This is a genomic window from Bradyrhizobium sp., assembly GCF_035701725.1.
GTDB lineage: Bacteria > Pseudomonadota > Alphaproteobacteria > Rhizobiales > Xanthobacteraceae > Bradyrhizobium.
This window is the reverse complement of sequence record NZ_DASSRP010000303.1, coordinates 1-20,672: the sequence shown is the minus strand read 5'-3', so window position 1 is coordinate 20,672 and position 20,672 is coordinate 1. Positions and strand designations below refer to the sequence as shown.

General features: G+C 62.7%; 16 protein-coding genes, 1 pseudogene and 1 riboswitch. Of the genes and pseudogenes, 11 read left to right on the top strand and 6 right to left on the bottom strand.

What is annotated here, in order from left to right; translation table 11 throughout:
* Window positions 1-628: 628 nt before the first annotated feature.
* Complete coding sequence (locus VFL62_RS17990) at window positions 629-1,807, bottom strand: DNA topoisomerase IB (RefSeq protein ID WP_325173732.1); 1,179 nt, start codon at window positions 1,805-1,807, stop codon at window positions 629-631.
* 406 nt (window positions 1,808-2,213) lie between these two features.
* On the opposite strand from VFL62_RS17990, the gene acs reads away from it, so the two are divergent.
* Both acs and VFL62_RS17980 read left to right on the top strand, forming a co-directional pair.
* On the top strand, window positions 2,214-4,166 hold the full coding sequence (gene acs / locus VFL62_RS17985; RefSeq protein WP_325173731.1) for an acetate--CoA ligase: 1,953 nt from the start codon (window positions 2,214-2,216) through the stop codon (window positions 4,164-4,166).
* A gap of 432 nt (window positions 4,167-4,598) precedes the next feature.
* Window positions 4,599-5,108: a L,D-transpeptidase gene (locus VFL62_RS17980; protein ID WP_325173730.1), complete on the top strand. Its 510-nt coding sequence runs from the start codon at window positions 4,599-4,601 to the stop codon at window positions 5,106-5,108.
* A gap of 27 nt (window positions 5,109-5,135) precedes the next feature.
* Here the strand turns inward: VFL62_RS17980 and VFL62_RS17975 are convergent, their stop codons facing one another.
* Complete coding sequence (locus VFL62_RS17975; RefSeq protein ID WP_325173729.1) at window positions 5,136-5,363, bottom strand: succinate dehydrogenase assembly factor 4; 228 nt, start codon at window positions 5,361-5,363, stop codon at window positions 5,136-5,138.
* A 140-nt stretch (window positions 5,364-5,503) separates the two neighbouring features.
* On the opposite strand from VFL62_RS17975, the gene VFL62_RS17970 reads away from it, so the two are divergent.
* The 3 genes from VFL62_RS17970 to purH all read left to right on the top strand — a co-directional run bounded on the left by VFL62_RS17970 (window position 5,504) and on the right by purH (window position 10,591).
* Complete coding sequence (locus VFL62_RS17970) at window positions 5,504-6,859, top strand: RsmB/NOP family class I SAM-dependent RNA methyltransferase (RefSeq protein WP_325173728.1); 1,356 nt, start codon at window positions 5,504-5,506, stop codon at window positions 6,857-6,859.
* 211 nt (window positions 6,860-7,070) lie between these two features.
* Entirely contained in the window at window positions 7,071-8,825 is a 1,755-nt protein-coding gene (locus VFL62_RS17965) for a heparinase II/III family protein (RefSeq protein ID WP_325173727.1), read from the top strand.
* 68 nt (window positions 8,826-8,893) lie between these two features.
* A riboswitch (ZMP/ZTP riboswitch) is annotated at window positions 8,894-8,974 on the top strand.
* 24 nt (window positions 8,975-8,998) lie between these two features.
* Window positions 8,999-10,591 carry a bifunctional phosphoribosylaminoimidazolecarboxamide formyltransferase/IMP cyclohydrolase gene (gene purH / locus VFL62_RS17960; RefSeq protein WP_325173726.1) on the top strand — a complete coding sequence of 531 codons (1,593 nt, stop codon included), beginning with the start codon at window positions 8,999-9,001 and terminating at the stop codon, window positions 10,589-10,591.
* 158 nt (window positions 10,592-10,749) lie between these two features.
* Here purH and VFL62_RS17955 read toward each other — a convergent pair whose 3' ends face one another.
* Window positions 10,750-12,135 (bottom strand): MFS transporter, encoded by a 1,386-nt coding sequence (locus VFL62_RS17955; RefSeq protein WP_325173725.1) that lies wholly within the window; start codon window positions 12,133-12,135, stop codon window positions 10,750-10,752.
* Between the two features lie 124 nt (window positions 12,136-12,259).
* On the opposite strand from VFL62_RS17955, the gene ggt reads away from it, so the two are divergent.
* Window positions 12,260-14,011, top strand: coding sequence for a gamma-glutamyltransferase (gene ggt / locus VFL62_RS17950; RefSeq protein ID WP_325173724.1), 1,752 nt, complete (start codon window positions 12,260-12,262; stop codon window positions 14,009-14,011).
* A gap of 39 nt (window positions 14,012-14,050) precedes the next feature.
* On the opposite strand, the gene VFL62_RS17945 is transcribed toward ggt, so the two are convergent.
* Complete coding sequence (locus VFL62_RS17945; RefSeq protein ID WP_325173723.1) at window positions 14,051-14,716, bottom strand: glutathione S-transferase; 666 nt, start codon at window positions 14,714-14,716, stop codon at window positions 14,051-14,053.
* A 177-nt stretch (window positions 14,717-14,893) separates the two neighbouring features.
* Between VFL62_RS17945 and VFL62_RS17940 the strand changes: the two genes are divergently transcribed.
* From VFL62_RS17940 to panE, 4 genes are all read left to right on the top strand, one after another.
* Window positions 14,894-15,499, top strand: a complete 606-nt coding sequence (locus VFL62_RS17940; protein ID WP_414644760.1) for a DUF2239 family protein — start codon at window positions 14,894-14,896, stop codon at window positions 15,497-15,499.
* 106 nt (window positions 15,500-15,605) lie between these two features.
* Window positions 15,606-16,214, top strand: coding sequence for a 2-hydroxychromene-2-carboxylate isomerase (locus VFL62_RS17935; protein ID WP_325173721.1), 609 nt, complete (start codon window positions 15,606-15,608; stop codon window positions 16,212-16,214).
* 101 nt (window positions 16,215-16,315) lie between these two features.
* On the top strand, window positions 16,316-17,053 hold the full coding sequence (locus tag VFL62_RS17930) for an SDR family oxidoreductase (protein ID WP_325173720.1): 738 nt from the start codon (window positions 16,316-16,318) through the stop codon (window positions 17,051-17,053).
* A gap of 125 nt (window positions 17,054-17,178) precedes the next feature.
* A complete protein-coding gene (panE, locus tag VFL62_RS17925; RefSeq protein WP_325173719.1) occupies window positions 17,179-18,099 on the top strand; it encodes a 2-dehydropantoate 2-reductase in 921 nt (306 codons plus the stop codon).
* 117 nt (window positions 18,100-18,216) lie between these two features.
* On the opposite strand, the gene VFL62_RS17920 is transcribed toward panE, so the two are convergent.
* Together VFL62_RS17920 and VFL62_RS17915 are read right to left on the bottom strand one after the other, a co-directional pair.
* Window positions 18,217-18,798: a c-type cytochrome gene (locus VFL62_RS17920; RefSeq protein WP_325173718.1), complete on the bottom strand. Its 582-nt coding sequence runs from the start codon at window positions 18,796-18,798 to the stop codon at window positions 18,217-18,219.
* A 106-nt stretch (window positions 18,799-18,904) separates the two neighbouring features.
* On the bottom strand, window positions 18,905-20,164 hold the full coding sequence (locus tag VFL62_RS17915) for a PQQ-dependent sugar dehydrogenase (protein ID WP_325173717.1): 1,260 nt from the start codon (window positions 20,162-20,164) through the stop codon (window positions 18,905-18,907).
* A gap of 396 nt (window positions 20,165-20,560) precedes the next feature.
* On the opposite strand from VFL62_RS17915, the pseudogene VFL62_RS17910 reads away from it, so the two are divergent.
* Window positions 20,561-20,672 (top strand): annotated as a pseudogene (locus VFL62_RS17910) (IS481 family transposase); the annotation flags it as partial.

Genomic DNA, 20,672 nt, shown 5'->3' with positions numbered 1-20,672 from the left:
CTGATTTGCCCGTCGTGCCAATTGGTCGCAGTCACTTTGTGCTTGCGACGTCGGGCAAATCACTGGCAGTTCTTCGCGCGTCCCGCGCTCTTGATGAGGGGCGTTTCGCGATCGTCACTAAACGTTGGCGCGGGATGCGGTGGACGTGATGGCGCATGAGACGGATGCGCCGGTCGCGGACGGCGAAGTCGTGTGGGCCTGATATCCCGACGCTGATATCCGGTGCAACGCGAGGAGCGTTGTCACCCACGGAGACAACAAAGCCCGGTCTCCGGGGCGAGCACGAAGGACACCGTTAAAACCATTCGCGCGGGGAATGCCGGAGTGCCTCTGGCGAAGCTCGCGGTGACTAACTCGTACGCTTTTTTCTTTTGCGTGCGAGGCTGTGGGCGCGCCAAGCGTCCGGCATTCCCTGCGCCCTCTGATGAGGGGAAGGATGATTTTTGCGGAACTCGGAGGCAAATTGCTTCGCGGGCAATGCGGAAGCGTGTCCATTTGTTGTCATTCCGGGGCGCGCGTCAGCGCAAGCCCGGAATCCACGTCTCCCCGTGCTCGTGTGGCACAATGGATTCCGGGTCTGCGCTTCGCGCATCCCGGAATGACGAAATGAACGGATAAACAGGTGCCTTTACGCCGCCGCCGCGACCACGACCTGCGCCAGAAGCTGCTCGCGCTTCTTCTGGGTGCGGCGGCCTTTCATCGTCGCGGCGAAGCGCTCGAGAATGCCGTCCTCGAACGCCGTGACGATGGTGTCATGCACATAGCTCTTGCGGCAGATCGCCGGCGTGTTGGACAACCGATCGGCGGCGGCGCGGATCGCGTCATTGACCTGGCGCTTGCGGCCGCGCTGGCTCGCCGCCGGCGATACCCGCGACAAGGATTCCAGCACCACGGCCGAAGCCATCAGCGTGCGGAAATCCTTCAGCGAAATCTTGATGCCGGAGATCTCGCGCAAAAACGCATTCACGGCGGTGGTGGAAACGCTGCGCACGATGCCCGACGCGTCACGATACTGGAACAGCCGCCTGCCCGGCAGCGTGTGCAGAATCGGGATCGCGCGGACAAGTTTCGGCGCGTCGCATTCCTTGCGCACGGCCTTGCCGCCCTTGGCCTTGAAGGACAGCACGAAGCGCTCGTGCTCGAGCGTGACGTTGGACTTGAGCATGGTGGTGGCGCCGCGCGTGCCGTTCATCCGCGCATAGCTCTCATTGCCGGGACGGATCGCGGTGCGCGCAATCAGTTCGATCACGGCGGAGAGCGCGAATTCGCGCGTCGGCTCGTCGCCCGCCAGATGCGCCGAAACGTGACGGCGAATTTTCGGCAGCGCGCTGACGAGTTTGGCCAGGCGATGCGCCTTGCGGTGCTCGCGGACCTTTTCCCAGTCCGCGTGATAGCGATATTGCAGGCGGCCGGCGGCATCGCGCCCCACGGCCTGCAAATGCGAATTCGGATCGGGCGAATAACGGACGTGCTGATAGGCCGGCGGCACCGCCATCGCATGAAGCCGGCGGATGGTTCGGGCATCGCGGATGTGCGAACCGTTGGCGCGGACGAAGGAATAGCTCTTGCCGCGCTTGATGCGCCGGATCGTGAGCTGGCTCTGCTCGCCGAGCGTCAGACCCAATTCCTTGGCCAAAATCTCGACCGCGGGGGCGCTCGCCTGCGTCATTTTGCGCCGCGAGGCGCGCGGCCTGGCCTGAGCCGGCTTATCGGTGGCTTTGGGCCATTGCCCCAAAGCCTTGGCCAAAGCTACCTCAGGATCGACCCCGCCAGGTTGCGGTGCCACAAAATTCTGCTGATCCATCATAGCTTTAGACGCCTTGCTCCAATGCTTACCCTGCTAATGCCAGTTGGCCTGGCTTTGTTCCCGGTGCGGGTTTTCCCGCCAAGGGGGCCATTTAGGGGGGAAAGTCTCAACACGCCACCCCCTGTTTTTTCCGAGACGGTCTCTAATTACCCTTCGGATCCAACGCAGCCCTGCCCTGCGATGGCGAATCCGCCGTTCCCCGAGCGCCGGAGGGCGGGTTCGAACCGCCGATGTCGAATGCCAAAAACAAGAGGCGCGCGAATTGATCCGGCGCAACGAAAAGGTGCGCCGAAGGTCGTACTTGTTGCGCTTGTCGTTGCCGTCCGCGCGAGCGCATAATCGATTGCAAGAAATGAAGACGGTGGCCGTTCATAATTGTTGGCCGCGTGCCGGGGAGGATGATCGAATGTCGGATAAAATTTATGACGTACCGGCCGAGTGGGCCAAGCGCGCCTGGGTCAACGACGCCAAATATCGCGAGATGTATGCGCAGTCGGTCAAGGACCCCAACGGTTTCTGGGCCGAGCATGGCAAACGCATCGGCTGGATGAAACCCTTCACCAAGGTCGAGAATGCCTCCTTCGAGCCCGGCAACATCTCGATCAAGTGGTTCGAGGACGGCGTGCTCAATGTCGCCTGGAACTGCATCGACCGCCATCTGCACGATCGCGCCAACCAGACCGCCATCATCTGGGAAGGCGACAACCCCTCCGAATCCAAGCACATCACCTACAAGCAGCTCCATGACGAGGTCTGCAAGTTCGCCAACATCCTGCGCACCCGCAACGTGAAGAAGGGCGACCGCGTCACCATCTACCTGCCGATGATTCCGGAGGCGGCCTACGCGATGCTGGCCTGCGCGCGGATCGGCGCGATCCACTCGGTGGTGTTCGCGGGATTTTCACCCGACAGCCTGGCCCAGCGCATCAACGACTGCCAGTCCAAGGTGATCATCACCGCCGACGAGGGCTTGCGCGGCGGCAAGAAAGTGGCACTGAAGGCCAATGTCGATGCGGCCCTCGCCAAGACCACCGGGGTCGACTGGGTCATCGTGGTCAAGCGCACCGGCGCCAAGGTCGACATGAATCCGTCGCGCGATTTCTGGTACCACGAGGCCGCCGAGATGGTGACGACGGAGTGCCCGTGCGAGCACATGCACGCGGAAGATCCGCTGTTCATTCTCTATACGTCGGGTTCGACCGGCCAGCCCAAGGGCGTGCTGCACACCTCGGGCGGCTATCTGGTCTTCGCTTCGATGACCCATCAATATGTGTTCGATTATCACGATGGCGACATCTACTGGTGCACCGCCGACGTCGGCTGGGTCACCGGTCATAGCTACATTCTGTACGGGCCACTGGCCAACGGCGCGACCACGCTGATGTTCGAAGGCGTGCCGAATTACCCGGATAATTCCCGGTTTTGGCAGGTCATCGACAAGCACAAGGTCAATATCTTCTACACCGCGCCGACCGCGATCCGCGCTTTGATGCAGGCGGGCGATGATCCCGTGAAGAAGACCTCGCGCGCCTCGCTGCGGCTGCTCGGCTCGGTCGGTGAACCGATCAATCCGGAAGCCTGGGAGTGGTATCACCGCGTCGTCGGCGATCATCGCTGTCCGATCGTCGACACCTGGTGGCAGACCGAGACCGGCGGCATTCTGATTACGCCGCTGCCCGGCGCCACCAAGCTCAAGCCGGGTTCGGCGACGCGGCCGTTCTTCGGCGTGGTGCCGCAGATCGTCGACGCCGACGGCAAGGTGCTGGAAGGCGAAGCGACCGGCAATCTCTGCATCACCAAATCGTGGCCGGGCCAGATGCGCACGGTCTATGGCGATCACGCCCGCTTCGAGCAGACTTACTTCTCGACCTACAAGGGCAAGTATTTCACCGGCGACGGCTGCCGCCGCGATGCCGACGGCTATTACTGGATCACCGGCCGCGTCGACGACGTCATCAACGTGTCGGGTCACCGCATGGGCACGGCCGAGGTCGAAAGCTCGCTGGTCGCGCATGAAAAAGTGTCGGAAGCCGCCGTGGTCGGTTATCCGCACGACATCAAGGGCCAGGGCATCTATGCCTATGTCACCCTGATGGCCGGCACCGAGCCGAGTGAAGAACTGCGCAAGGAACTGGTGGCGTGGGTGCGCAAGGACATCGGTCCGATCGCCTCGCCGGACCAGATCCAGTTCGCGCCGGGCTTGCCGAAGACCCGTTCCGGCAAGATCATGCGACGCATCCTGCGCAAGATTGCCGAGGACGAGCCGGGAAGCCTCGGCGACACCTCGACACTCGCCGATCCGGCCGTGGTCGACGACCTCGTCAACCATCGCCAGAATCGCAAAGACAAATCGGCTTAACCGCCGAGCTCCGCCGGCTTGGAAGATCCGCAGCGCGCCGTTCGCGGCGCGCTGTTCGACTTTGGGTGTTTGACCTCGCGCTAGACTCGGCCGCATGCTGGCGCAGCGAAACGAAAGGCTGGCAGAGGGAAGCTTCAGTTGCGGAGAGATTGGCGCATCGCGCGGAAGGGGTCACGGCCGCTCTCTTTGCGCCAAAAACGGGGCCGCAAATATCCGCCTCACGCCAATGTCATCTCGCGATGAGGGACGCGCGGACGTTTCCTCCGGCACTGTGGTTTTCAGGTCATTTACTTTGTTTCCAACATTTTCTTCTCTGCCTTCCGCAATGACCCGCCCCACCCCCGCTTGCACAACGCCGGGTTAAGGGAGGCGGTTAATAATTACGGCCAGCGCGGTTTGATCGGGACAGCGCGCGACGTAGTGGAGAGATCGATGTCTTTGAGAATGGCGGTGGCGGCGGCCACCCTCGGCGCCGGGCTCCTGGCGGCCAACACCGCTCAGGCACGTCCTGAGATGGTCGGGGTGAACGGCGAATATTCGGCCGGTACGATCGTCGTGAAGACCGGCGAACGGCGCCTCTATCTCATGCTGGGCGAGGGCCGCGCCGTCCGCTACCCGGTCGGTGTCGGCAAGTACGGCAAGCAGTGGGCCGGCACGACGCGGATCAGCGGCAAATACCGCAATCCGGCCTGGTCTCCTCCGGCGGAAGTGAAGCGCGACAAGCCGCAGCTGCCGGATGTCATTCCCGGCGGATCGCCGCGCAATCCGATGGGCGTTGCCGCCATGACGCTGGCCGGCGGCGAATACGCCATTCATGGAACCAACATGCCGGGCTCGGTCGGTGGTTTCGTATCCTACGGCTGTATCCGGATGCTCAATCCGGACATCAGCGATCTCTACGAACGGGTGTCGATCGGCACCACGGTCGTGGTGACGCGCTGATCAAAAATTAGAGAACGCGCCTCGCGCTTAAAAGTCCGAGGCGATGCCCTTGTTCTCCCAGTCGCCATAGCGCGTCGGTTCGGGGCCCTTCGGGCCCTGAAACTCTTTCGGGCGCGCTGCAGTTTCATTGGCGGCCGCCTTGCGCCGCGCTTCGGCCTCCGCCAGCGCGCGCTCAGCCGCCGGCGAGAGCCGTTTGGCTTGGGTATTGGCTTGGGGCTGGACACCCGGACCAGACTTTGATGGATCGTCCGTCATCGCTGTTCGCCTCCGGTATCAGATCAAAGTCATACGCCGGATTCTTACAATTGGCATATTCTCATGCCAAAGCGATTCCTGCCGCTTCGCATGAGCTGACATGCGATTTGCGGCGCCCGATTACAAGATGTTCCCTCCCCATGCCCCCGCAACGTTTTGCTTTGCCGTCTGAAGCGCCCGGCCTGGCGGCGCGGCGGATCGCAGCCGACATCCTCGATGGCGTCCTGCACAAGCACCGCACGCTCGACGAACAGCTCGACGGTGCGTCCGCCCATCCCGGACTGAAAAGCCTTTCCGATCGCGATCGCGCGCTGATGCGCCGGCTGGTCGCAACGATCCTGCGGCGGCTCGGCACGCTGGGCCATGTTCTTTCGCGATTACTGGACCGCGGCATTCCGACCGACGCGCCCCGCGCCCAAAGCGCGTTGCTGATTGGCGCCGCGCAAATTCTCTGGATGGACGTACCGGATCACGCCGCGGTCGATCTCTCGGTGCGGCTGGTACAATCGGACCGCCGCGCGGCGAAATATGCCGGGCTCGTCAATGCGGTGCTGCGTCGTTGTGCGCGCGAAGGCGTGCCGCTGATCGAAGAGGTAAAATCGAGAAACCTCGACGTCGCGCCATGGCTGTTCGCGCGCTGGTCGGCCAATTACGGCGCAGCAACCGCGGCCGAGATTGCACATGCGATCGGACAGGAGCCCTCATTCGACATCACGGTCAAATCCGATCCGTCGCAATGGGCGACGCGGCTGCACGGCGAGACGTTGCCGACCGGCTCGGTCCGCACCGTGCTGCAGGGATCGGTGACGATGCTGCCTGGTTTTTCCGAAGGCCAGTGGTGGGTGCAGGATGCGGCCGCGGCGTTGCCGGCGCGTCTGTTCGGCGATCTCAAGGACAAGAACATCCTCGACCTCTGCGCTGCGCCCGGCGGCAAGACCGCGCAGCTCGCCCATGGCGGCGCGCGCGTGACCGCGGTCGATCGATCGCCCGCCCGCATGGCACGGCTGCGCGACAACCTCGCGCGGCTGTCACTGGATGCGACGTTTGCGGTGGCCGAAGGCGCCGACTGGCTTGCCAAGCATGCCAGCGACGGGTTTGACGGCATCCTGATCGATGCTCCCTGCACCTCGACCGGGACGATTCGCCGCCACCCGGACATCGGCTGGCTGCGACAGGAATCCGATATCGCGCCGTTGGCGGCGACCCAGAAGCGGCTGCTGCAAGGCGCGGTTGCGGCACTGAAGGTCGGCGGCGTGCTGGTCTACTGCACCTGTTCACTGGAACCGGAAGAGGGCGAGCAGGTGATCGCGGACCTCCTGAGGTCCGAAAATGCGCTCCAGCGGGTGCCGATCGAAGCCGGCGAAGTTGCGGGCTTAAGCGAAATCCTCACCCGTGACGGCGATTTGCGCACGCTGCCCTGCCACCTGCCCCATCCGGACCCCCGTCTTGCGGGCCTGGACGGCTTCTATGCGGCGCGGCTGGTGCGGCGAACGTGAAGTTCCTATCGGTTCGCAACAGGTTCGAGACCGGAACTTCGAATTCAAAACCGCACCGGAAGCAATGAGTTGCCCGGACTTATCGACTAAATGCTGATTTTGCACCACTTTTCGCCCTGCCCGTGCTGATTCGTCCCCTTCAAGGTGGTGTTTTGGCGACGTTTCCGGATTAAAAGGATCCGGAAAGAATCTTTCCCAATCAAGGCAGGGCGTGTCGGTCGCGCAACGCAGACGTATTTCGACGCTGATCCTGAGCCGCGTTGCACGCAACCTGATGGCGCGGGCAGGCAGCGGCTCAGTGGCATTGATGTCGCTGTGGCCGGGTCGCACCGACCGCCTGATCATCGCGCCGCACGATCTGCGTACCGCGGACGCCACCCGCGCCGCCGAGATCTATGCCGGCCGGTTCGTCTTCGCCGGCAAGATCGTCACCTGCCATGGCCGTTCGATCTTCGAACTCGAGCCGCCGTCCGACGATTGGGAAGCGGCTCTTTTGGGTTTCGGCTGGCTTCGTCACTTGCGCGCGGCCGATACCGCGCTGACGCGGGCCAATGCGCGCGCGCTGGTCGACGACTGGCTTTCAAACCCGAACCACAAGCGGCCGATGGCGCGCCGGGCCGACGTGCTGGCGCGCCGCGTCATCTCGCTGCTGTCGCAGGCCCCGCTCGTGCTCGGCGAAACCGACGGCAAATTCTATCGTCGTTACTTGCGCGGACTTGCGCGCGAAATCCGCCAACTGCATGCGGCCATGATCGACATCGCCGACGGCGTGCCGCGGCTCCAAGTGCAGATAGCGCTGTGCTATGCCTCGCTGTGTCTTGCCAATCAGGCCCGCCACATCCGCACCGCGGCGCGCAGGCTTTCGGAAGAGCTGCAGCGCCAGATTCTGCCCGATGGCGGGCACATCTCACGCAACCCCGGCGCGCTGATCGAACTTCTCACCGACCTGTTGCCGCTGCGGCAGACCTTTGCCGCGCGCAATATCGCACCGCCGCCCGCGCTGTTGAATGCCATCGACCGCATGATGCCGATGTTGCGGTTCTTCCGCCACGGCGATGGCAACTTCGCCCTGTTCAACGGCATGAGCGGCACGCCCTCCGACGTGCTCGCGACCTTGCTCGCCTATGACGACACCCACGGCACGCCGATGGCCAGCATGCCGCATACCGGCTTTCAGCGGCTGGATGCCGGCAGCACCGTCGTGATCATGGATGCAGGCGCCTCGCCGCCGCCAGGCGTGAGTCAGGACGCCCATGCCGGCTGCCTGTCGTTCGAATTGTCCTCGGGCACAAGCCGCATCGTGGTCAATTGCGGCATGCCGTCGACCGGCCGCGACAACTGGCGCAGCTTTGCCCGCGGTACATCGGCGCATTCGACGCTGACCTATCACGACACGTCTTCCTGCCAGTTCGTGGAATTCTCCGCGATGAAACGGCTGCTGCAAGGCGCACCCATCGTCAGCGGACCGACGGCTGTGGAAAGCCACCGCGAAGCCGTGGCCAACGGCACGCTGCTCACCACTTCGCATGACGGCTATGTCAACCGGTTCGGCGTGATCCACCGGCGGGTGCTGATGCTCTCGCCCGACGGGGCGCGGCTTGATGGTGAAGACACCGTGGCTCTGGCGTCCGATGGACGGAGCAAAGGCCGCGAGACCGACTACGCGCTGCGGTTTCACCTGCATCCAGCGGTGAAAGCTAACCGGCTCAGCGACGCGAGAGGCGTCATGCTGGTGCTGCCCAACCGCGACGTCTGGACCTTCGAGGCGCTCGATGACCGAGTTGAGCTGGAAGACAGCGTGTTTCTGGCCGGCAATGACGGACCGCGCCGCACCTCCCAGATTGTGATCCGGCAGGATTCGCATCATGCGCCTGCGGTGCGTTGGAGTTTCGTGCGATCGACCTCCTCGCCCGCGACCACCGCTGCACGGCGTAGTGCCCGCCGCGAACCGGAACTGCCGCTGTAAGGACGGACCGCGACAGACAAGGCTCAAACCTTGTCGTTGAGAGCGCCTGCAAAATCTGCTAATCAGCCCGCTGCTCGCGCGACTGGCGACTTTGGATGGAGCACCATCGGGAAGCGCGAGAGTATTCGCCGCGCGCCTGGGCAAAAGCACCCCTTGGATGGAGGACCTTGCCCATGACCGATCAACTTCGTCACGTCACCCGCGCCCTGCTGTCGGTATCCGACAAGTCCGGCCTGCTCGAATTTGCGCGCGCACTGGCGCTGCACGGCGTCGAACTCATTTCGACCGGCGGCACCGCGAGGGCCATCGCGGAGGCCGGGTTGAAGGTCAGAGATGTTTCGGAGCTGACCGGCTTTCCCGAAATGATGGATGGGCGGGTCAAGACGCTGCATCCGAAAGTGCATGGCGGACTGCTCGCCATCCGCGGAAAATCCGACCACATCAGTGCGATGAAGACGCACGGCATCGCGCAGATTGATCTGCTCGTGGTCAATCTGTATCCGTTCGAGGCGACCGTCGATAAAGGCGCCGATTTCGAGACCTGCATCGAGAATATTGACATCGGCGGTCCCGCGATGATCCGTGCCGCGGCGAAAAACCATCACGACGTCGCGGTGGTGGTTGATGCCGGTGACTACCAAACTGTTCTCGATGATCTGAAGAATTATCAGGGGTCAACCACGCTGTACCTGCGACGGCGCCTTGCGGCGAAGGCGTATGCCCGCACCGCGGCCTATGATGCCGCCATCTCGAACTGGTTCGCACGTGAACTTGCGATCGAGACGCCCGAGTTTCGCGCGTTCGGCGGCCGCCTGATCCAGTCGCTGCGCTACGGTGAAAATCCGCATCAAACCGCCGCGTTCTACCGCACGCCCGAACGTCGGCCCGGTGTTTCGACCGCCCTGCAGATTCAGGGCAAGGAACTCTCCTACAACAACATCAACGACACCGACGCGGCCTATGAATGCATCGGGGAATTCGATGCTGACCGCACCGCCGCCTGCGTCATCGTCAAACACGCCAACCCCTGCGGGGTCGCCGAAGGCGCCGATCTTCTCAGCGCCTATCGCAAGGCGCTAGCCTGCGATTCCACGTCCGCTTTTGGCGGCATCGTTGCGCTGAACCGGACGCTGGACGCGCAGGCCGCGCGTGCCATCACTGAAATTTTCACCGAAGTCATCATCGCGCCCGACGCCACGCAGGAAGCGATTGCGATTGTTGCAGCCAAGAAGAATCTGCGGCTGTTGCTGGCAGGCGGATTGCCGGATCCGCGCGCACCGGGCCTGACCACGAAAACCGTGGCCGGCGGCCTGTTGGTGCAGAGCCGCGACAATGCGGTAGTCGACGACATGGTATTAAAGGTTGTGACCAAGCGCGCGCCGTCGGACGCCGAAATGCGCGACCTGAAATTCGCCTTCCGCGTCGCCAAGCACGTCAAATCCAATACGATTATTTACGCCAAGGACCTCGCCACCGTCGGTATCGGTGCAGGCCAGATGAGCCGGGTCGATTCGGCCCGCATCGCCGCGCGCAAGGCCGAGGACGCCGCGCGCGAATTAAAGCTGCCGGCGCCGCTCACCAAGGGCTCGGTCGTGGCATCGGATGCGTTCTTCCCGTTCGCGGACGGCATGCTCGCCTGTATTGAGGCCGGTGCCACCGCAGTGATCCAGCCCGGAGGCTCGGTACGCGACAATGAGGTGATCGAAGCCGCCGATGCGCACGGCATCGCGATGGTGTTTACTGGCGTGCGCCATTTCCGTCACTAGTGGTCGGATTCCAACATTTGCATCCCATCGCAGCGGACACTTTTGCAAATGTTAGAATCAAGTGACCACGAGCAAATATAGGTTTCCAGTGGAGTCTTGGTTTGACATTCGCCTTTTGAACTCGCGGCCACGCGGTAGCGAATGTCAAATCCACTCCACTAGTCCCTGACCCGCGCGAGCAGCGCAAGCCCGGCGACAAAGAACACGACCAGCGTCGCCATGCCGGCCTTCTGGCTTTGGGTCGCGGCCGTGATGACGCCGATCAGCAGAGGGCCGACGAATGACGTCAGCTTGCCGGTCAACGTAAATAGGCCGAAACACTGGGCGATGCGATCTTTCGGGGCGAGGAGAATCAGCAACGTTCGCGATGCCGCCTGTAACGGGCCGCCGACCGCGCCGATCAGACATCCCAGCACCAGATAGGCGCGCTCGGCCGGTGCCGCAAACAGCGCGCCGCCCGGTGCCGGCGGTGTCACCGCGATGAACAGGATCGAGCTCTTGTCCACCAGCAGAATTGCCGTGATGGCGAACAGCAAAACGACAATAGCGCCGGCGATCACGCGTTTCGGGCCGAAAGAATCGTCGAGTTTGCCGCCGAGCCAGGCGCCGAATGTGCCGGCGACTGCGAGAATAATGCCGAAAGTGCCGATCTGGATCGTGCTCCAGCCGAAGGTGCCGGCGGCATAAATCCCACCGAAGGCAAACAGCGACACCAATCCGTCCGTATAGATCATGTTGGCCAGCAGAAACGCACTGAGCGATTTTCGCTTCGGCATTTCGCGCAATGTCTGCTTTAGTTCGGCTAGGCCCTCGCGCAAGGCGGCCCGGAGCGGACGCTTGGCCGGATAGTCCGGCGTCAGCCAAAACATCGGCAATGCAAACACAATGAACCAGACGCCGGTCAATGGGCCGACGATCCGGTCGCCTTGGTGGCTGACAGGATCGAGCCCGAACAACGGCGTAAAGCCGAGCAAGGTGCGTCCGGTCTCCGGGTTCGCGGCCAGAAAGCCGAGCACGAGAACAAGGCTGAGGATGCCGCCGACATAGCCGGTCGCCCATCCGGTGCCGGACAGCCGCCCGATCTTCTCCGGAGGCACCAGCGTCGGCATCATCGAATTATTGAAGACGATGGCGAATTCGGCGCCGATGATGGCCACCGAATAGGCCAGAAGCAAAGGCGGAATGATGCCGGCGGTGCCCGGACTTCCAAACCACATCAGCGAGGCGCCCGTGACCAGAAGCGCGCCGAAGGCTGCTATCCACGGTTTGCGGCGGCCGCCGGCATCCGCGATCGCGCCAAGCACCGGCGACAGCAATGCGATGGTCAGGCCCGCCGCGGCTGTCGCGAAGCCCCATAGCGATTGACCGCTGGCGGGATCGGCAGCGACGTGGGTTGCGAAGTAGGGCGCGAACACGAAAGTCGTAATCAACGTGAAGAACGGTTCGGCCGCCCAGGCGAACAACATCCATCCGACCACCGCGGATCGCGGTGGATATGGATGCCCCCGATCGGCCCTATCCGCGTCTGACGTCATCGCCACCATGTCGTGATTGCGAATACCAGATTCCGGACGCGGAGTGACCTTTTTCCGCCACTGGCAAAGACCATATAGCATTCGCGGTCACGCGCGGCTTGCTTATTCCAGGGGCTTTCACGGAGAAAGATCGATGAGGTCGTTCATGATCACGCGGCGGGAAATCTTCGCCGCGGGCCTGCTGCTTCTCTCGTCTTTCGGTCTCGCTGGGGCGCAGGAGCTACGGCGCGGCTTCTACACGCCGCCCGCCGCGGATGCCGTCCATTCCGTTGCGGCCGAGCACGGCATGGTGGTGGCGCAGGAAAAGATCGCCGCGCGCATCGGCAGCGACGTCTTGAAGCGCGGTGGCAACGCGGTCGACGCGGCGGTTGCCACCGGCTTTGCCATGGCCGTGACCTATCCACGCGCCGGCAATATCGGCGGCGGCGGCTTCATGGTCATTCATTCCGCGGACAAGCACGAAGACGTCACGATCGATTATCGCGAGACGGCACCGGCCGCGACGACGCCGACGGTTTTCCTGGGACCTGACGGCAAACCGGATAACGCCAAATCGCGCGATTCCGCGCTCGGGATCGGCGTGCCCGGCACGCCGGCGGGATTTGCGCTGGCGCTCGAAAGATATGGCTCGGGAAAGTTCACGCTGGCCGAATTGATCCAGCCGGCGATCGATCTCGCGCGTAGTGGCTTCATCCTCGCCGATGACAGTGCCGACAGCTTGCCGGATTGGCACCGGCGCTTGGTGCGCTGGCCATCGTCGGCGAAGATCTTTTCCCGGTCCGACGGCACATCGCTGCGCGAAGGCGACAGTCTGGTGCAGAGCGATCTTGCCGACACGCTGACGGCGATCGCCAACCAGGGGCCGCGCGGCTTCTACGAAGGGTCGGTCGCCGAGAAGCTCGCCAGAGCCGTTCAGGACGCCGGCGGGATCATGACATCGGACGATCTCAGGAATTATCAGCCGGTCATCCGCGCGCCTGTGCGCGGCACCTATCGCGGCTATGACATCGTCTCGATGCCGCTGCCATCCTCCGGCGGCGTCGGACTTGTCGAGACCCTCAATATTCTCGAAGGCTTCCCGCTTTCGCAGATGAAGCAAGGCTCGGCGGACTCCCTGCATGTCCTGATCGAGGCCATGAAACGTGCTTATGCCGATCGTGCGCATTACCTCGGCGATCCCGCTTTCGTCAGCGCGCCGGTCGCGACCCTGATTACGAAGGATTACGCCGCCAGGCAGCGCGCGAGCATCGATCCGGAGCGAGCCACGCCCTGGATCGATGCCGTGGCCACCGCGCCTTTGCGGGAGGGCAGCAACACCACGCATTTTTCCGTGGTCGATAGCTTCGGCAATGCCGTGAGTAACACCTACACCCTGAATTTCAGCTATGGCGTCGGCCTGGTTGCCGAGGGCACGGGCGTGCTGCTCAACAACGAGCTCGATGATTTCACCGCGGCGCCCGGCGCGGCGAACGCCTACGGCCTTGTCGGCTTCGACGCTAACCTGCCGGGTCCCGGCAAGCGGCCACTGTCCTCGATGTCGCCGACCATCGTGCTCAAGGATGGCAAGCCGGTGCTGGTGACGGGTTCGCCCGGCGGCAGCCGTATCATTTCCACGGTGCTGCAAGTGATCGTAAACGTGCTCGATTACCACATGGATGTCGCCGCCGCGGTCGCCGCGCCGCGCCTGCATCATCAATGGCTGCCCGATGAGGTACGGATCGAGCACGGCTTTGCCGAGGCGACGCTCGAAGCGCTCAGGGCCAAGGGCCACAAGGTCGTCGAACCGATGGGACAGACTTCGGCGAATTCGATCGCGGTTACGTCGAATGGATTACTCGGCGCGCCCGATCCGCGCACCCGCGGCGCGGAAGCGGCCGGCGAGTAGCCGGTGTGATTTGGAAGCTGGCATCATCAGGTGCTGGCCTCACCGGCCGACCACATAAGGTCCGCCTTTTTCAAGCGCGCGCTGATAAGCGGGCCGCGCATGAATGCGCTCGAGAAACGCCATCGCCTTCGGATGACCTTGGTCGAGCCCGCCGCGCGCTGCTGCCGCCTCGAGCGGAAAGCTCATCTGGATATCGGCGGCCGAAAATTTGTCGCCGGCGAACCATTCGCTCTTCGCCAGTTCGCTTTCCCAGAAGGCCATGTGCTGCTTGAGCTGCGGAATGACGAGGCCGACCAGCGCCTGATTGGAAACCTTGCGCACCAAGGGACGCAGCAAGGCCGGCGCGCGCTTCGGCATCAGCGTAAACAGCAGCTTCAGCAGCAGCGGCGGCATGGCCGAGCCTTCGGCATAGTGCAGCCAGTAGGTGTAGCGCAGGCGCTCCGGCGTCTTCGGCGGCGGAATCAGGCGGCCGTTGCCGTAGGTGTCGACAAGATATTCAACGATCGCGCCGGACTCGGCGATGGTGTTGCCGTTGTCGGTAATGACGGGTGATTTGCCGAGCGGGTGAATCGCCCGCAGCTCGGCCGGCGCGCGCATGTCGGGCTGACGCTGATAGCGCACGATCTCGTAGGGGACGCCGAGTTCCTCCAGCAGCCACAACACGCGCTGGGAACGGGAATTGTTGAGATGATGAACGGTCAGCATCGGAGCGTTTCCGCATGAGTGGTTCGGGTGGGCGCCCACCCGCCTGAAGTTCCCTAGCAGCGAAGGCTGTGAATGGCGACCGGTTGCCAACGCTGGCAATTTTAACCCGGATGATATTGACCCTGATATTTACCCGGGTATAAATATGAGGCTCAGATGTAAAAGGGGACAATGTTGATGATTTCCAGCGGACAATTCACGGCCTTCCTGGGGCCGCGCCGCCTGATCTCCGGCACGCTCGCCGAGGTCGCGCTGGGGATTCGGAAAAGCGCCAAGCCGACGGGTCACCAGCCGATCCTCATCTTTGACGACGCGAGCGGACGATCCGTGGATGTCGATCTGCGCGGCAGCGACGAGGAAGTGCTCGCCCGCCTGCCGCGTCCGGCCATGGCGGCAATGCCAGTCGAATTGCCGGAATCGGAACCTCGCGGCCGTGGCCGGCCGAAACTCGGCGTCGTGGCGCGCGAGGTGACGCTGTTGCCCCGCCATTGGGACTGGCTGGCGAGCCAGCCCGGCGGCGCGTCAGTGGCCTTGCGAAAACTGGTCGAGGAAGCCCGCCGTGCAAACGGCGATCGCGACCGTCATCGTGCTGCCAGAGATGCCGCCTATCACTTCATGTCGGCGATGGCGGGCAACTTCAAAGGCTTCGAGGAAGCCTCGCGCGCTTTGTTCGCCGAGGATCGACGGCGCTTCAGCGAACTGATCGCGGCCTGGCCCGACGATATCCGCGACCACATCGTCCAGCTTGCCTTCAGCGACCGCGACGATCTGGAGCAGGCCTAATAGCTGCCCGGCGATCAAAGTATGACGATCGTCATTAAACATTGTGGACGCAACGCTTGCGTTGCGCCACAATGGCCCGACAAAATGAAATCCCCGGGAGGCCGTCATGAGCGTCACTGCGCCGCAATTCCTGTTCGATTTCGGCAGCCCGAATGCCTTTCTCAGCCATGAGGCGATCCCGGCGATCGAACAACGGATCGGCGTGAAGTTCGACTATGTGCCGATCCTCCTCGGCGGTATCTTCAAGGCCACCAACAACAAATCGCCGGCCGAGACGTTGGCCGGCATCAAGAACAAGCGGGAATTCCAGGCGATCGAAACCCGGCGCTTTCTCAAACGGTTCGGGGTGAGACCCTTCACCTGGAATCCGTTCTTTCCCGTCAACACGCTCAACCTGATGCGCGCGGCCATCGCGGCGCACATGGAGGGCGTATTCGAGAAATACGTCGATGCTGCCTTTCATCACATGTGGGTCGAACCGAAGAAGATGGACGATCCCGAAGTGGCGCTCGCCGCGCTCGCCTCGTCCGGGCTTGATGCCAAACGGCTGCTGGTGCGCGCCGGCGACGCCGAGGTGAAGGCAAAGCTGATCGAAAACACGCAGAACGCGGTCGACCGCGGCGCTTTCGGTTCGCCAACCTTCTTCGTCGGCGACGAGATGTTTTTCGGCAAGGAACAGCTGCGCGACGTCGAGGAGATGCTGACAGGGAAGTGACGACCGTCGTCATTGCGAGGAGCAAAGCTACGAAGCAATCCACTCTTTGCAAGCAATCTGGACGCTTCGCTTCGCTCGCAATGACGCAGTAAGGAGAGCCCATGCAGAAGCGCAATGCCACCGTGGCCGTGATCGGCGCCGGCGATTATATTGGCGCCGAAATCGCCAAGAAATTCGCCGCCGAGGGATTTACGGTTTTCGCCGGCCGGCGCGACGGCGCCAAGCTCGAGCCACTGGTCCGCGACATCGAGGCGGCGGGCGGATCGATCGTGGCGCGCGCGCTTGATGCGCGGAAAGAAGACGAGATCGCCGCCTTCCTGAACGATGCCGACGCACACGCGCCGCTAGAGGTGACCATTTTCAACGTCGGCGCCAACGTCAATTTCCCGATTCTGGAAACCACCGACCGGGTATTTCGCAAGGTGTGGGAGATGGCGTGCTGGGCCGGCTTCCTCGCGGGCCGCGAATCGGCCCGGCTGATGCTGCCGCGCGGGAGAGGCAACATCTTCTTCACCGGCGCCACGGCCTCGCTGCGCGGCGGCAGCGGCTTTGCGGCCTTTGCCAGCGCGAAGTTCGGACTTCGCGCCGTGGCGCAATCGATGGCACGCGAACTTGGGCCGAAGAACATCCACGTCGCCCATCTGATCATCGATTCCGGCGTCGACACCGCCTGGGTGCGGCAGCGCCGCGAGCAGCTCTGGGGCAAGGAAGCACTCGACAATCCGGACCTGCTGATGCCGCCGGCTTCGGTGGCGGCATCCTATTGGCAGCTCTACCAGCAGCCGCGCAGCGCCTGGACGTTTGAACTCGAGATACGCCCGTTCGGTGAAAAGTGGTAAGCGAGCGAAGGGCGAATAGCAAGAAAGACCAAGCAGCGAGTGGCGAATAGCGAATAGAAGGAATGCTCCCTATTCGCTGCCCCTTCTTTCTGTTTGCGGATCGAATACAATAAAGGAATCAACCCATGCGTATTCTAGTCGTCGGAGCCGGTGCGATCGGCGGATATTTCGGCGGCCGCCTGCTGCAGGCCGGCCGCGACGTGACGTTTCTGGTCCGTCCCAAACGCGCAGGCGAACTTGCATCGCACGGCCTCATCATCAAGAGTCCCAATGGCGACGCGACGCTGCAAAATCCGCCCACCGTGCAGGCGGATACGCTGACCGAAAAATTCGATCTCGTGCTGCTCAGCTGCAAGGCGTTCGACCTCGACGACGCGATCAAATCGTTTGCACCGGCTGTCGGGCCGAACACGGCCATCCTGCCGCTGCTCAATGGCATGAAGCACCTGGGCATTCTGGAGCAGCGCTTCGGCGCAAAAGCGGTGCTCGGCGGACAATGCGCGATTGCGGTCACGCTCAACGAGCAGCGCGAGATCGTTCAGCTCACGCCGATGCAATCGCTCGGGTTCGGCGAGCGCGACGGAAAGATGACGGATCGGGTGCAGGCGATCGCCGAGGTGTTGTCGAGCGGCAAATTCGGCGCCGCGGCGAGCGCGCAAGTTATCCAGGACATGTGGGAGAAGTGGGTCTTTCTGGCCTCGCTCGCCGCCTCGACCAGCACCATGCGCGCCTCCGTCGGCCATATTCTGGCGGCGCCAGGCGGCAGGGACTTCATCCTTGGCATGCTCGACGAATGCAGTGCGATCGCCGCAAGCGAGGGGCATGCGCCCACCGGCCCATTCTCCGAGCGCGCCAAGGGCATGCTGACCGCGGAAGGCTCGCCACTGACAGCCTCGATGTTCCGCGATATCAAGGCGGGCGCGAAGGTTGAGGCCGATCATGTGATCGGCGATCTGATTGCGCGTGCCGACGCCGCGAAGGTGTTGGTGCCGAAGCTGAAAGTGGCCTACACGCATCTGAAGGCGTATGAGAACCAGCGGAGGTAGGTGACGAAGCGCTGTAGCCATCCCGGCGTCACTGCGAGCGATAGCGAAGCAATCCGGCGGGTTGTCACCAGAGGCTCTCAATTGCTTCGCCGCTTTGCTCGTCGCAATGACGACGAACTACAGATGCGCCAAATAATGCGCGAGCGCGGTGATCTCTTCTTCGCTTAGGGGATAGGCGACGTCGGCCATCGCGGCCACGCCTCCGCCGGATCGAAGGCCGGATTTGTAATCGTGCAGCGCCTTGATGAGATATTCCTCGCGCTGGCCGGCGATCCGCGCCACCGCCTTGGTGCCGGCAAAGCTATCGGTATGGCACGAGGCGCAGCGGCGCCCGACCGCGGCTTGCGCGCCCTTTTGCGACAGCTCGGGATTGTCGTCCCGCGCGGTCGCTTTCGGCGGCGCGAGCGAAGCAAAATAGGCGCCGAGATTGCGGATGTCGTTGTTGTCGATCTGTTCGACGATCGGCTGCATCTGCTCGTTCTTGCGCGCGCCGCTGCGAAAGAACACCAGTTGCCATTGAATGAACTGATCCGGTTGTCCTGCGAGCGAGGGAATGTTTTCGGTTTGAGAAATGCCAACGTCGCCGTGGCATCCGGCGCAGACCTCGGCCTTTTTCTTGCCGGCCTCGAGGTCGGCGGCATTGGCGGCGCCGAGAAGCGCGAGCCCGAAGAAGGTCGCAAAGAGCACTCGGCTGCGCATTTTCGTCTCTCCCGACCTGTCTTCCGTTCCAGGTACCATCAAAACTGAGGGGCCGCGGCTGCCTGTTCAAGCAACCGCAGCCCAGACAGTTCCGAAGGCGCCAAGCCTATTTGCTGTAGCTGATGCGGTAGATCGCGCCAGCCCAATCATCCGCAACCAGGATCGATCCGTCCTTGTCGAGAATGATGTCGTCGGGACGACCGAGATAGCCCTGGTCACCTTCGATCCAGCCTTCGGCGAACACCGTCTGCTTGGCGTTCTTGCCGTCGGGATCGACGTTGACGCGGACGATGCGCGCGCCCTGATACTTGTGCCGGTTCCACGAACCGTGCTCGGCAATCAGGATCGCGTTCTTGTACTCGGGTGGGAATTGATCGCCGGTGTAGAACTTCATGCCGAGAGGAGCGACATGCGCGCCGAGATTGAGCACCGGCGGGGTGAATTCCGAACACTGGTGCCCCATTGCGAATTTCGGATCCGGAAGATCGCCCTGATGACAATACGGATAGCCGAAATGTTCGCCGAGCCTTGACACCATGTTGAGCTTGTCGCTTGGGATGTCATCGCTCATCCAGTCGCGGGCGTTTTCGGTGAAGAAGTATTTGCCGGTGCGCGGATCAACATCGCCGCCGACGCTGTTGCGAACGCCGAGCGCGACGATTTCGGCATTACCGGTCTTTGGATCGACACGGCGGATCTGGGACACGCTGGTCGGCGGGATGCCGATGTTGAAGGGCGGGCCAAACGGAACGTAGAACCAGCCGTCCTTGTCGGGCGCAAGATACTTCCAGCCATGCGCGGCATAGGATGGCATGTCGTCGTAGACGACCTTGCCCTGGCCGAGATTGTCGAGATTGGCCTCGGCATTGTCGTAGCGGATCAGCTTGTCGACCGCGATCACATAGAGCGCGCCATCCTTGAAGGCGAGACCGGTCGGCATGTTCAGACCTTTGAGAATGGTCTTGACCTCTTTCTTTCCGCCAACGTCCTTGATAGCATAGACATTGCCGAGCCCGAAGGAGCCGACGAACAGCGTGCCCTTGTCGCCCCAGGCCATCTGCCGCGCGGCAAGTACGCCCGAGGCGTAGACTTCGATCTTGAAACCTTCCGGCAGTTTGATCTTCTTGATCAGTGCGGCGAGCTCGGCGTCGGACGCGCCTGTCGGCGGCCCAGAGGGCGGCGCCAGGCCTTTCTGCGCCTCGGTCTCGTCGCCAAGGAACCAGTCATCCGGCGGATGCGTCCAGAATTCCTTGTTGCCCGATTCATATTTCTTCAATCCCTTGTCCTGCGCGGCGACCGGGCCGGCGGCGCCGATGGCAAGGATGGTTGCGAGCGCAAAAACGGATCGATTGAGCGTCGATTTCATCGCGTCTCTCCCTCAGGCAGCCCTGCGGCTGCGACGTTGTTTTTTGAAAACCTCAATGCGCGAATTCTTCGCGAGGCCCAAAAATCCTATCACAGCACCGGAGGCAGAGAAGTGCGCGACATGTTCGCCTCGTGCGTGTATCGGAAAATATTTTCCGCACTCTGCCAAAAAGAAGCCTTCCACTCGTGCCTTGCAGGATTCTTTGTGGCCGCTGAGGGAACCACAACCGGAATGATGAAGCGGTCTGGGGCCGCGAAGTGCGCGACATCAGTGGCGGCCCAGGCGGGCCGTACTGATCCGTCACATATCTTGAAGATGAGCGGCCCGAAACATAGGTGACAGAACGTACCGGACACATGGGTTACACATTCCGCTTTTGTTCTGCGGGAGGTGTGGATGCCGTGGAAAGCGAGTTCGGTAATGGAAGAGCGCCTGCGCTTTGTCGCCCGCCTGCTGGACGGTGAGGCAATGACGGAGGTCTGCCGGGATTTCGGCATATCCCGCAAGA

Bases quoted from the DNA above. Each gene is read 5' to 3' on its own strand.
- VFL62_RS17990 (WP_325173732.1), bottom strand. From the start codon at position 1,807: ATGATGGATCAGCAGAATTTTGTGGCACCGCAACCTGGCGGGGTCGAT.
- acs (WP_325173731.1), top strand. From the start codon at position 2,214: ATGTCGGATAAAATTTATGACGTACCGGCCGAGTGGGCCAAGCGCGCC.
- VFL62_RS17980 (WP_325173730.1), top strand. From the start codon at position 4,599: ATGTCTTTGAGAATGGCGGTGGCGGCGGCCACCCTCGGCGCCGGGCTC.
- VFL62_RS17975 (WP_325173729.1), bottom strand. From the start codon at position 5,363: ATGACGGACGATCCATCAAAGTCTGGTCCGGGTGTCCAGCCCCAAGCC.
- VFL62_RS17970 (WP_325173728.1), top strand. From the start codon at position 5,504: ATGCCCCCGCAACGTTTTGCTTTGCCGTCTGAAGCGCCCGGCCTGGCG.
- purH (WP_325173726.1), top strand. From the start codon at position 8,999: ATGACCGATCAACTTCGTCACGTCACCCGCGCCCTGCTGTCGGTATCC.
- VFL62_RS17955 (WP_325173725.1), bottom strand. From the start codon at position 12,135: ATGGTGGCGATGACGTCAGACGCGGATAGGGCCGATCGGGGGCATCCA.
- ggt (WP_325173724.1), top strand. From the start codon at position 12,260: ATGAGGTCGTTCATGATCACGCGGCGGGAAATCTTCGCCGCGGGCCTG.
- VFL62_RS17945 (WP_325173723.1), bottom strand. From the start codon at position 14,716: ATGCTGACCGTTCATCATCTCAACAATTCCCGTTCCCAGCGCGTGTTG.
- VFL62_RS17940 (WP_414644760.1), top strand. From the start codon at position 14,894: ATGATTTCCAGCGGACAATTCACGGCCTTCCTGGGGCCGCGCCGCCTG.
- VFL62_RS17935 (WP_325173721.1), top strand. From the start codon at position 15,606: ATGAGCGTCACTGCGCCGCAATTCCTGTTCGATTTCGGCAGCCCGAAT.
- VFL62_RS17930 (WP_325173720.1), top strand. From the start codon at position 16,316: ATGCAGAAGCGCAATGCCACCGTGGCCGTGATCGGCGCCGGCGATTAT.
- panE (WP_325173719.1), top strand. From the start codon at position 17,179: ATGCGTATTCTAGTCGTCGGAGCCGGTGCGATCGGCGGATATTTCGGC.
- VFL62_RS17920 (WP_325173718.1), bottom strand. From the start codon at position 18,798: ATGCGCAGCCGAGTGCTCTTTGCGACCTTCTTCGGGCTCGCGCTTCTC.
- VFL62_RS17915 (WP_325173717.1), bottom strand. From the start codon at position 20,164: ATGAAATCGACGCTCAATCGATCCGTTTTTGCGCTCGCAACCATCCTT.